Raw genomic sequence first — 12386 nt, 5'->3', positions numbered from 1 at the left:
AGAAATGCTTGTTTTAGGGCTAACTGTGGACATATTAAAGGAACTAGTTTTTAAGATTGTTGGCTCAATTAAAAAGAAAAAAGTAGTAATCATTGATTCAAATAAAAAAACAAAACCTGCTAAACTAACTATAAAATCCACAACTGATAAAGGTACAATATATTTAGAAATTCCAAGTGAGATTTCTGATAAAGTCTATCAAGAGTCTATAGAAAAAATAGTAGATGCCAAAAAAATTCTTGATAATAGTAGTGGAAAAGGGATTGACGACTTATTTATTGTAGAAGATAAACCTGGAAATTTATCAATTATGACATTGAACGAGTAGTTATCCAATATTTTTATTGATACTAGGATGGAAGATTGAAGTGATCCAACTTTTAGTAAAAAATGGGTTATGTAGAATACCATGAATAGCGATTTTATGGAATACCTAGTAATCCATTAGGATTAGAGGAAAACTATTCTCTAAAATCATATTTCCTTACAAACAAAATAATAAGGTCTAACTTTGTAGAGTTCCCATTTGATATTATAAGTTATAATGAATTGCAGTTGGATATAATTTGCTAGAGATTAATTACTTCTATATACTAATAAAAAAGGAATTTGGTGAAATAGTACCTTGACTATATAATAGAATAACGGATTTTTAAAAAGATTAAGTCTCTATTCCAATTGTAATAAATGTTCAAAATTCCAACATATTCTTGTTGATTTTTGATATAATGTAAAAAAACAACAAAGGATTAAACATGAATAAACGAGAACGACTGGAAGAAATTACACGTTTGGTAAACAAAAAAGGTACTATTCGAATTTCTGAGATTGTTGAATTGCTAAATGTTACTGATATGACTGTTCGACGTGATTTTATTGAATTGGAAGAGCAGGGGGTCTTGACTAAAATACACGGTGGTGCTAGAAGTAATAAGGCTTTTCAATATCGGGAATATTCTCATTCTGAGAAACACATTCAAAATAAGGAAGCCAAGCAAGAGATAGCAGAAAGAGCTGCACAACTGATAGAAGATGGAGACACGGTATTTTTAGGTCCAGGAACAACAGTTGCCTTTCTGGCTGAGGCCATTAATAATCCTCGTCTCACTGTCATCACAAACTGTATGCCAGTTTTTACAATCTTATCTCAAAAGAAGACAGAGGATTTTCAAGTCTTTCTTCTTGGAGGAGAATATCGCCAAGTGACAGAATCGTTTGTAGGAGAAATTACCAATACAAGTTTAGAAAAAATGCGATTCAGCAAGATTTTCTTTTCAGGTAACGGACTTAAGGGAAGTGATGTCATGACTTCCACTCTAGCGGAAGCCTATACGCAAAACATTGCCATCAAACATTCTTTAGAAAAATATCTACTGCTAGATGCCTCGAAAATTGGCAAAGATGATTTTACTTCCTTTTGTGATTTGAATGATGTAACTGCTCTAGTGACAGATATGAATGCAAAGGATGAAAATTACCAATTATTACATAACCACATTGAAATTATTTCTACAAAATCATAAAGTTATCAAAACCAACAGAAAAATGTTGGTTTTTTGTTTGTATATGAAAAAAACAAACAAAAACAAAACAAAATATGTTGACTTTGTGTTTATTTGGTTGTATAATTTAAACATAAAAAGCGAAAACGCTTTTTCTAAGTTTTGCAAAACAAAGATTTTCTGCCACATATGGCTACAACTTTCTATTTTTGTTAGGAGATAGGTTATGACAATCATTATCGGTGCTGATCCAGCGGGCTCAAAACTAAAAGACGTTATTAAAGATTATTTACAAGAAAAATCATATGACTTTAAAGATGTCAGTGATGGAAGTGATTTTGTTGATACAACTTTGGCAGTAGTTGCAGAAGTTAATCAACAGGAAGGAAATCTTGGCATTGTGATTGATGCTTATGGTGTTGGTCCATTTATGACCGCAACTAAAGTCAAAGGGATGATCGCTGCAGAAGTTTCAGACGAACGTTCTGCCTATATGACAAGAGGACACAACAATTCGCGTATTATTACAATCGGTAGTGAGATTGTAGGAGAAGGAATTGCTAAAAATATCGTTAAAGGATTTGTTGAAGGCGAGTATGATGGTGGCCGTCACCAAATTCGTGTTGATATGCTAAATAAAATGTGCTAATTGTTGTAAACAAAGGAGAATAAGAGATGAAAATTGCAATCGGTTGTGACCACATTGTAACCTATGAAAAAATCGCTGTGGTAGATTATTTGAAAAATCAAGGATATGAAGTGTTGGACTTTGGGACTTATGACAATGTTCGTACTCATTACCCAATCTTTGGTAAAAAAGTTGGTGAAGCTGTTGCAAGCGGACAAGCAGATTTGGGAATTTGTATCTGTGGAACAGGTGTTGGAATCAACAATGCTGTAAACAAGGTACCTGGTGTTCGATCAGCCCTGGTTCGTGATATGACCTCTGCACTCTATGCAAAAGAAGAGTTAAATGCCAACGTCATTGGTTTTGGAGGAAAGATTACAGGTGAGTTGCTCATGTGCGACATCATTGAAGCCTTCATTAAAGCAGAATATAAACCAACTGAAGCAAACAAACGTTTGATTGAAAAGATTGCTGCAGTTGAAACGCTCAATCAAGAGCAGGCTAATCCAGAGTTCTTTACTGAATTTCTTGAAAAGTGGGATCGTGGAGAATACCACGACTAGGAGGCTCACATGATTTTGACAATCACTTTAAATCCGTCAGTTGATATTGCCTATCAATTGGATACCTTTCATTTGGATACGGTCAATCGAGTAGAAAAAGTTCAAAAAACAGCTGGCGGTAAGGGGCTTAATGTCACACGAGTTTTGAAACAAATTGGTGAAGATGTTGTAGCAACAGGCTTTATTGGCGGTGAGATTGGAAGCTATGTCAAGAAACAACTCACTCGAAATGATATTAAAGATTCCTTTGTGGAAATTGGGAGCGAAACACGTAACTGTATTGCGGTTCTTCATGATGGCAAACAGACGGAGATTTTAGAACAAGGCCCAACTATTCAAGAACACGAAGCCTTGAATTTTATTGAACACCTTGAAATTATTCTGAACAATGTAGATGTTGTTGTTATTTCAGGAAGTTTGCCTAAGGGACTTGCTAGCAATTATTATGTTGAGATTGTAGAACTTTGTAAAAAATGCGGTGTAGCTGTTGTTTTGGATTGTTCTGGTGAGGCGCTGAAAAACGTTTTAGAAAGTCAGCAGAAGCCGACAGTTATTAAGCCGAATACAGAAGAGTTATCACAACTGATTGGTAAAGAAGTTACTGATGATATTCAAGAGTTGAAATCAGTTTTGTCTGGTCAACTTTTCCAAGGAATTGATTGGATAGTCGTCTCATTAGGAGCAAAGGGGGCTTTTGCCAAGCACAATGACAAGTTCTATCGTGTCAAAATTCCAAAAATCAAAGTCGTCAATCCAGTAGGATCAGGAGATTCAACTGTTGCAGGTATTGCAGCTAGTTTGGTACATGCCTTACCTGATACAGAATTACTTAAAAAGGCTAATGTTTTAGGCATGTTAAATGCCCAGGAAGAGCAGACGGGTTACGTCAATTTAGAAAATGCAGAATCGTTGTATTCTCAAATCGAAGTCGAAGAGGTATAATATGGTAGTCACAGCAGATAAAAGAACATATATGGAAAAAGTAAGCAATGAAGCAGGTATTATTTCAGCTTTAGCTTTTGACCAACGTGGAGCCCTGAAAAAAATGATGGCAAAACATCAGACAGAAGAACCTACTGTGGAGCAGATGGAAGAACTAAAGAAACTAGTTTCAGAAGAATTAACACAGTTTTCTTCCTCAATTCTGTTAGATCCTGAATTTGGTTTGCCAGCATCACGCGCTCGTGACGAGAAGTGCGGTTTGCTACTAGCTTATGAAAAAACTGGCTATGATACAAGCTCTACTAGTCGATTACCAGATTGCTTAGTAGAGTGGTCTGTAAAACGACTAAAAGAAGAAGGGGCAGATGCTATCAAGTTTTTACTCTATTATGATGTTGATGGAGACCAATACGTCAACCTTCAAAAACATGCCTATATTGAACGCTTAGGTTCAGAATGTCAAGCTGAAGGGTTACCATTCTTCTTGGAAATTTTGAGCTATGATGAAACGATTGAAGACAATGCCAGTGTGGAATTTGCAAAAATCAAACCTCGAAAAGTAAATGAGGCTATGAAAGTATTTTCGGATGAACGCTTTGGAGTGGATGTTCTCAAGGTAGAAGTACCTGTGAACATGAATTTTGTAGAAGGCTTTGGAACAGGGGAAGTCGTCTATACAAAAGAAGAAGCAGCTGAATATTTCCGTCAGCAAGAAGCGTCAACGGACTTACCATACATTTATCTTAGTGCAGGTGTTTCAGCGAAACTCTTCCAAGATACACTAGTGTTTGCACATGAAGCAGGTGCTAAATTTAACGGTGTTCTCTGTGGTCGTGCGACATGGGCAGGTGTTGTGCCAGTTTACATCGAACAAGGTGAAGGAGCTGCGCGTGAATGGTTACGTACTGTTGGTCGTGAAAATATCGAGGGACTTGATGTAGTCTTGTCTCGAACAGCAACTTCTTGGCTAGAAAAATAATTGAAACAACAACCATTTTCTTAAAAGAAAGGGTTTACATTTTCTGAGAATATGCTATAATAATCTCATCAGCAAGAATAGAGTGGATTGTAACTAATTCGATTAGGCAAGACTACAAATGGATTTGAGAGTAAGATATTCTCGGTTTGTTTGTAGTCTTTTTTTGCTTAAAAATATAGGAGGGATATATGTTTAGGATTATACAGTCACTAAATAATAACGCTGCCCTTGTGAAAAATGAACATGGGGAACAGGCAGTCGTGATGGGATTAGGTATAACCTTTCAAAAGAAGAAAGGGGATTTAATTGTTAAGGACAAGATAGAAAATATCTTTTCGCTAAAAAATGATGAAGCCAAAGAAAATTTTCTAACCTTATTAAAAGATATTCCACTAGATTTTATTTCGGCAACCTACACGGTTATTAATCATCTGGTAGAAACTTATCATTATCCTGTACAAGAATATCTATATGTGACACTGACAGATCATATCTATTTTGCATATCAGGCGGTTTTAAAGAATAGTTATCAAGAAAGTAAGCTACCCAATATTTCAGCCGAATATCCATTGGAATATAAAATGGCGCGTGAAGCCTTAGCTATGTTTCGTGAAAAGTTGCTAAATGATTTTCCAAATGATGAGATTGGTAAAATTGCACTTCACTTAATCAATGCAAAAGGTGAAACAATTCATCCCACAAGTGAAGAACATGACATCAGTAAGAAAATTATTGCTGAGGTTGAACAAATTTTGATAGAGAATGGGATTAAACGCTCAAAAGAAAATAGCAATTTTTATGATCGCTTTATGATTCATTTGTCCTATTTTCTGAATTACTTAGATAGATCCCATCAGTCAAATGAATCGATTGCTAGTTTGGAACAGTACATCAAGCTCCAGAATCCAAGAGCCCATCAGGTTGGAAGTCAGATTTTTGAGATGATTACATCATTGGTTGATGAGCCAGTAAATGATAGTGAAAGGTTCTATATTGTATTACATATTCAACGGTTATTGTAAATCATACTCTTCGTAAATCCAATTCAGACGTTGTTGCCTCAACTTGATGAACTTTTGTTCTATCTACGTTTTCGTCGCCTAGTCTGAATGGTATTTCCATTGAGTACATAAAAAATAGGAGGTTCATATTATGAATAGAGAAGAAATTACTTTATTAGGTTTTGAGATTGTTGCATTCGCTGGTGATGCTCGTTCTCGTTTGATGGAGGCACTGGCTGCTGCTCAAAAAGGTGATTACGCAAAAGCAGAAGAACTAGTTGAAGCTGCCAATGCTTGTATTGTTGAAGCCCACCATGCTCAGACAAGTTTGTTGCAGAAAGAAGCGGCTGGTGAGGATTTAGCCTTTAGTGTGACGCTCATGCATGGTCAAGACCATCTCATGACAACATTGTTATTGAAAGATATGATGGGTCATATGATTGAACTTTACAAACGAGGTGATAAGTAATGAATAAATTGATTGAATTCATTGAGAAAGGGAAGCCTTTCTTTGAAAAGATTTCGAGAAACCCTTATTTAAGGGCTATCCGTGATGGTTTTATCGCTGCCATGCCGGTTATCTTGTTCTCAACTCTCTTTCTAATGGTAGCATTTGTACCTAATATCTTTGGATTTACTTGGTCTGATGAAGCAGTTGCGGCTATCATGAAACCTTACGGTTATACAATGGGTATTGTAGCTGTCTTAGTTGCAGGAACGACCGCAAAATCTTTGACAGATGCGTTTAACCGTCAATTGCCAAAAACCAATCAGATTAACTTCATTTCAACCATGATTGCCTCAATTTCAGGTTTCTTATTACTGGCTTCTGATGGTATTGAAGGTGGATTTGCCAATGGTTACATGGGAACTAAGGGACTTTTGACAGCCTTTCTGGCAGCCTTCATTACGGTTAATATCTATAAGGTCTGTGTGAAAAACAATGTTACCATTCGTATGCCAGACGAAGTTCCACCGAACGTATCCCAGGCATTTAAAGATGTGATTCCATATGCATTGTCTATCTTTGTCTTGTATGGAATTGATCTTGTGACACGTCAATTCCTTGGAACAAGCGTTGCTGAGGCGATCCTGAAATTATTTGAGCCTCTATTTACAGCCGCAGACGGTTATGTTGGTATTACAATTATCTTTGGTGCCTATGCTTTGTTCTGGTTTGTAGGGATTCATGGTCCATCTATTGTGGAACCAGCAATTGCAGCCATTACTTATGCCAATATTGAAACCAACTTCCAGCTTCTACAGGCGGGTCAACATGCGGACAAAATCCTGACTTCAGGTACTCAAATGTTTATCGTAACAATGGGTGGTACAGGTGCTACCTTGGTTGTGCCATTCATGTTTATGTGGTTGACTAAGTCTAAACGAAATAAAGCAATTGGACGTGCTTCAGTTGTTCCAACTTTCTTTGGTGTAAATGAACCGATCTTGTTCGGTGCACCACTTGTACTCAACCCAGTATTCTTTGTTCCATTCATCTTAGCTCCAATTGCTAACGTATGGATTTTCAAATTCTTTGTTGATACGTTAAAAATGAACAGTTTCAGCGTCAACTTAGCATGGACAACTCCAGGACCGTTGGGGATTGTAATGGGAACAAACTTTGCTCCACTCGCCTTTGTACTAGCTATCTTATTGGTCGTTGTCGATGTACTTATCTATTATCCATTCTTGAAAGTTTACGATGAGCAAATTCTTGCTGAAGAACAATCAGGGAAAGTTGAAAATAGCTTGAAAGAGAAAGTGGCGGCTAACTTTAATACTGCCAAAGCGGATGCTATTCTTGAAAAAGCTGCAGTCGAAACCGAAATTTCTGAACAAACCAATGTTTTGGTACTTTGTGCAGGGGGTGGTACAAGTGGATTGCTTGCCAACGCTCTAACTAAAGCTGCAAAAGAATATGGTGTTCCAGTTACAGCTACAGCAGGAAGCTATGGGGCGCACCGTGAGATTTTGCCAGAGTATCAATTAGTCATCCTTGCACCACAAGTAGCATCGAACTATGATGATATAAAACAAGAAACCGATGCATTGGGTATTAAACTCGCCAAAACTGAAGGGGCTCAATACATTAAACTCACTCGTGATGGTCAAGGTGCTCTTGACTTTGTCAAACAACAGTTTTAGAACCTATATTCACGGTTCAGCACTTCCATCTAAGGCTAGTTTTTCAGCTACTCATCGTTAGTTTTTTTCAAAATACAGTCAGTATTCCCTCAAAAAACCGCCTTGATTAGCGAAAAACTATCTCTTATATACAAGCACTTCACTTGTGAATACAGGTTCTTAATCAAAAGGGGAGGGAGTTATCATCTCCAACTCCTACCCCTTTATTTATTTTTGATAGAAGAAGGTAGGCATATGGTTAAAACATTACCGAAAGATTTTATATTTGGTGGAGCAACTGCTGCATATCAGGCAGAGGGTGCTACACAGACGGATGGAAAAGGTCGTGTTGCGTGGGACAAGTATCTAGAAGATAATTACTGGTACACTGCGGAACCAGCTTCTGATTTTTATAATCGTTATCCAGTTGATTTAGAACTAAGTGAACAGTTTGGTGTGAATGGCATTCGGATTTCAATTGCGTGGTCTCGTATCTTCCCAACAGGCTTTGGAGAAGTGAATCCAAAGGGAGTAGAGTATTACCATAAATTATTTGCGGAATGCCATAAACGTCATGTAGAACCATTTGTAACGCTTCACCATTTTGATACACCAGAAACGCTACATTCTAATGGTGACTTTCTAAATCGAGAAAATATTGAGCACTTCGTCAATTACGCAGCGTTTTGCTTCAAAGAATTCCCCGAAGTTAATTACTGGACAACCTTTAATGAAATCGGTCCAATTGGTGATGGGCAGTATCTTGTAGGGAAGTTCCCGCCAGGTATTCAGTATGACTTAGCTAAGGTATTCCAATCTCACCACAATATGATGGTTTCACATGCCAAGGCAGTTAAGCTCTACAAGGATGCTGGTTATAGTGGAGAAATTGGTGTTGTACACGCATTGCCAACGAAATATCCTTATGATCCAACCAATCCTGACGATGTTCGTGCAGCGGAACTAGAAGATATTATTCATAATAAATTTATCCTCGATGCAACATACTTGGGTTACTATTCTGAAAAAACGCTTGAAGGCGTTCGACATATTCTGAAAGTGAATGGTGGGGAATTAGACCTTCGTGATGAAGACTTCGCTGCCTTAGATGCCGCAAAAGATTTGAACGACTTCTTGGGCATCAATTACTATATGAGTGATTGGATGAGGGCTCATGACGGTGAGACTGAAATTATCCATAATGGTAAAGGTGAAAAGGGAAGTTCTAAGTATCAAATCAAGGGAGTCGGTCGTAGAGAGTCTCCAGTTGATATTCCAAAAACGGACTGGGATTGGATTATCTATCCGCAAGGCCTTTATGATCAAATCATGCGTGTGAAAAATGACTATCCAAACTATAAGAAAATCTACATTACTGAAAATGGTCTAGGCTATAAAGATGAGTTTGTAGATGGTACAGTCTATGACGATGGTCGAATTGATTATGTGAAAAAGCATTTAGAAGTGATTTCAGATGCTATCTCAGATGGTGCCAATGTTAAAGGTTATTTTATCTGGTCCTTGATGGATGTATTTTCTTGGTCAAATGGATACGAGAAACGATATGGATTGTTCTATGTTGACTTTGAGACCCAAGAACGTTATCCAAAGAAAAGTGCATATTGGTATAAAAACGTAGCGGAAACACAGGTTATTGAATAAAACTAATACAAGGATGCCTAGCTCAAGTTAGCATCCTTGTTTTCATATAAGGGAGGCAGTTTTTATGCTCGAATTAAAAAATGAGAACTTAACAGTACAATTTTCTGAATTAGGCGGGCAAATTACTTCTATTAAAGACAAGGATGGTATCGAATATCTTTGGCAAGGTGATCCGACCTATTGGAGCGGTCAAGCACCAGTTCTATTTCCGATTTGTGGAAGTTTACGAAATGATTGGGCTATCTATGAACCTGCAGAAAGACCGACATTTACAGGCACAATTCCAAGGCATGGACTTGTGAGAAAAATGCTGTTCAAAAATGTAAATAGTACTGAAAACTCTTTGGAATTTTCTATTTCATCAAACGAAGAAACCGTAAAAAATTACCCTTTTGAATTTGAACTTTCCATTAACTACTCACTACTTGGCAATACAATTCGAACTGAATATCGGGTGAAAAAACTTGAGGGACATAGAAAGCTACCTTACTTTATTGGTGGTCACCCAGGTTTTAATTGTCCCTTGTTGGATGGTGAGAGTTATGAAGACTATTATTTAGAATTTGAAAAAGTAGAATCTTGTACAGTACCTAGAAGTTTTCCAGAAACTGGCTTACTTGATCTGCGAGACCGCCGGCCATTCTTGGAAAATCAAAAGACCTTGGACTTGTCCTATAAACTGTTTGAGCATGATGCCATAACATTGGATCAATTAGCATCACGAAAGGTAACCTTGAAATCAAAAAATCATCAGAAGAAACTTTCGATTGCATTTGATGATTTTCCATATTTAGTGATTTGGTCAACTACAAATCAGAGTCCCTTTATTGCATTAGAACCTTGGAGCGGACTCTCTACATCACTGGAAGAATCTGATATATTCAATGCCAAGCGAAATATTAGTTATGTGGCTCCAAAAGAAGTTGATAAAAAACATTTTGATATTATTATCGACATAGATTAAACTTAAAATTCAGATAGTGAAGCTACTCTCAAGCCGTTTTATTTGAAAAGAAATAAACGGTTTGGGAGTTTTTGCATTCATAATTAATGATTCAGAATTTGTTTTGGGTATTTTGGATCAGATATTGAGTTAGATAAAAAATTCTAATATAATTATAGTGATGATATCTGGAGAGGACTTGTAAAATGAGTTATTGTGTTGCGAGAAAGAAACCAAATGATATAGATGTAAAGCGTCATCTGCGTGAAGTGAATTTTTTATGTCCACTATGCAAAAAAGACTTACAGCCAAATGGACAGAAGAAAGGGAACAAACTTTATGAGATAGCTCATATTTATCCGAATAGTCCAACTCCACATCAGCAAAAAGAACTTATTAATGTGGAGAAACTTGGAAATAATTCAGAGTCGTTTGAGAATAAGATAGCTTTGTGTAAAGATTGTCATTCAACCCAAGATTATAATACCACTAAAGAAGATTATCAGAAATTATTGAAGATAAAAAAAGAATGCTTAAATGAATCAGCAATAAGAGATATTTTGAATCAAGAAATACTCGAACAAGATATAGCAAATATAGTAGATAGGCTTACCAAGTTAACAGATGATGAAATTGATAGTGTGATTGATTTAAATTATGATGTAGTAAAAATTGAAAACAAGTTTGAACTTAATGAGAGTAGTCAATTAAAAAGAAAAATAAAAAATAATGTTAGAGAGTATTATCTTTGATGAATGAAAAACTATCTCGAAATTGAGATAGCTGACTAGTCTATTTTATGGTGTTAATTGGTGTCAATTTTATCCAAATCAGTGGATTTTAGTCCATTTTCATGGAAGTTTCATTTTCGTAAATGTTGATATAGCGGGATTTGTAAGGGGTGAGAATTCTTCGTTTTCAATAGCGAAATTCTCAAAACGTTAATCTGCTTGTTCAAATTATCGTACAACGCAAACACTTCTCAATTTTGGGAAGTGTTTTTTGACATTTTTTAGTAAAATATATGTCGCTTTACCTATGTTTGTTTTAGGTTGTTGCTTAAATGCTAGCTTCCATCCTCTGTTCCTTTTGTTATAGAATGTCCGATTACGTAAACAAATCATGCAAATGCATTTATTTTGAAATGTATTTGCATAAAATAAAGCGATGTGCTATAATTGAACCATAAATAGAACGGAGGAGCAAGATAATGAAAAACATTCAAGTTCGTGTAGACGACTATGTGAAGGACGAAGCGGATAAGTTATTTAAAGCCTTAGGAACAACGACAAACGAAGCTATAAAGATTTTTTTAAAAATGTCTCTAAATAACAAGGGATTTCCATTTCCTATTAGGATAGAATCCGATAATATGTTGGATAGGATTGAAGGGAAAATGTTACCTTTGTCAGACGAAATGATTGCAGAGGCTTATCCCTCAATTGTAGGGGAATTTTATAGAAATGCCGAATTCGACGAAGGGGTTATAGATGAAATAGTCCAATTAAAAGGTTTTTTAGATGAGTACTCTGGAGAAGAAGAGGTGGATTTGGCAGAGGCTCACTTGAAAATTATTGATATAATCAAACAAGATTTATTGATGGTTGCAGATGCAGATTCTGGAGATTATGAATTAGTTGCATGGCATTTGACACAAACGGACTTACTGGAAGATGTAGAAAAAGTAGCTATTTTAGATGAATACTTTGTTTTTAGTAGACAGATTTCTGCAAGTATGAGGGTGCAATTATTTATGAACTCAGTTTTGCCCTATTTGGCAGATAGAGAGGTTGAATTGCTTGCGTTTATGAATGCTGGTTTTTGGAGAACAGAACAAATTGAGGAACAGAAAGCATTGCTATTGGCATTTAAAGAATGCGGTATTGAAGTAATTAGTAGAGGACAAAGTTGGGGTGAAATGATACATTTTGTTGATTTAAGAGTGATATAGTCTATTATGGAATGCTTAGAGAAGATCTATCTTAAAAAGGAAAACATAAGATTGAACAGGCTATGATAGATTTAGCAGAAATAATTAT

13 protein-coding genes are annotated in these 12386 nt (G+C 36.2%); all 13 read left to right on the top strand.

Features of this window, described 5'->3' with window-relative positions:
- Positions 1–4 precede the first annotated feature (4 nt).
- The 13 genes from ODU41_RS07690 (at position 5) to ODU41_RS07630 (ending at position 12298) form a co-directional block, all read left to right on the top strand.
- Positions 5–328 carry a hypothetical protein gene (locus ODU41_RS07690; protein WP_029170914.1) on the top strand — a complete coding sequence of 108 codons (324 nt, stop codon included), beginning with the start codon at positions 5–7 and terminating at the stop codon, positions 326–328.
- A gap of 427 nt (positions 329–755) precedes the next feature.
- On the top strand, positions 756–1523 hold the full coding sequence (locus tag ODU41_RS07685) for a DeoR/GlpR family DNA-binding transcription regulator (protein ID WP_398578859.1): 768 nt from the start codon (positions 756–758) through the stop codon (positions 1521–1523).
- Between the two features lie 205 nt (positions 1524–1728).
- On the top strand, positions 1729–2151 hold the full coding sequence (gene lacA, locus ODU41_RS07680) for a galactose-6-phosphate isomerase subunit LacA (protein ID WP_398578858.1): 423 nt from the start codon (positions 1729–1731) through the stop codon (positions 2149–2151).
- A gap of 26 nt (positions 2152–2177) precedes the next feature.
- Positions 2178–2693 carry a galactose-6-phosphate isomerase subunit LacB gene (lacB, locus tag ODU41_RS07675; RefSeq protein WP_002941130.1) on the top strand — a complete coding sequence of 172 codons (516 nt, stop codon included), beginning with the start codon at positions 2178–2180 and terminating at the stop codon, positions 2691–2693.
- 9 nt (positions 2694–2702) lie between these two features.
- Positions 2703–3635: a tagatose-6-phosphate kinase gene (locus tag ODU41_RS07670; protein ID WP_398578857.1), complete on the top strand. Its 933-nt coding sequence runs from the start codon at positions 2703–2705 to the stop codon at positions 3633–3635.
- A 1-nt stretch (position 3636) separates the two neighbouring features.
- The gene (gene lacD / locus ODU41_RS07665; protein ID WP_398578856.1) at positions 3637–4614 is read left to right on the top strand and encodes a tagatose-bisphosphate aldolase; all 978 of its coding nucleotides are present in this window, start codon (positions 3637–3639) and stop codon (positions 4612–4614) included.
- A gap of 188 nt (positions 4615–4802) precedes the next feature.
- Positions 4803–5636, top strand: a complete 834-nt coding sequence (locus tag ODU41_RS07660) for a PRD domain-containing protein (protein WP_044677201.1) — start codon at positions 4803–4805, stop codon at positions 5634–5636.
- Positions 5637–5766: 130 nt separating this feature from the next.
- The gene (locus tag ODU41_RS07655) at positions 5767–6084 is read left to right on the top strand and encodes a PTS lactose/cellobiose transporter subunit IIA (protein ID WP_002935220.1); all 318 of its coding nucleotides are present in this window, start codon (positions 5767–5769) and stop codon (positions 6082–6084) included.
- On the top strand, positions 6084–7763 hold the full coding sequence (locus ODU41_RS07650; RefSeq protein ID WP_398578855.1) for a lactose-specific PTS transporter subunit EIIC: 1680 nt from the start codon (positions 6084–6086) through the stop codon (positions 7761–7763). The genes ODU41_RS07655 and ODU41_RS07650 overlap by 1 nt, the downstream gene beginning before the upstream one ends.
- A gap of 234 nt (positions 7764–7997) precedes the next feature.
- Positions 7998–9404, top strand: a complete 1407-nt coding sequence (lacG, locus tag ODU41_RS07645) for a 6-phospho-beta-galactosidase (RefSeq protein ID WP_398578854.1) — start codon at positions 7998–8000, stop codon at positions 9402–9404.
- A 64-nt stretch (positions 9405–9468) separates the two neighbouring features.
- Positions 9469–10368: an aldose 1-epimerase family protein gene (locus tag ODU41_RS07640; RefSeq protein ID WP_398578853.1), complete on the top strand. Its 900-nt coding sequence runs from the start codon at positions 9469–9471 to the stop codon at positions 10366–10368.
- A gap of 185 nt (positions 10369–10553) precedes the next feature.
- Positions 10554–11099, top strand: a complete 546-nt coding sequence (locus ODU41_RS07635; protein ID WP_074391394.1) for an ABC-three component system protein — start codon at positions 10554–10556, stop codon at positions 11097–11099.
- 458 nt (positions 11100–11557) lie between these two features.
- Positions 11558–12298 (top strand): type II toxin-antitoxin system RelB/DinJ family antitoxin, encoded by a 741-nt coding sequence (locus ODU41_RS07630; protein WP_074391395.1) that lies wholly within the window; start codon positions 11558–11560, stop codon positions 12296–12298.
- The last annotated feature ends 88 nt before the right edge of the window (positions 12299–12386 follow it).

It is taken from the genome of Streptococcus sp. 2022WUSS083 (genome assembly GCF_044427155.1).
Taxonomy (GTDB): Bacteria; Bacillota; Bacilli; order Lactobacillales; family Streptococcaceae; genus Streptococcus; species Streptococcus hashimotonensis.
The sequence above is the reverse complement of the archived record's forward strand: the minus strand, read 5'-3'. Positions and strand labels throughout refer to the sequence as shown.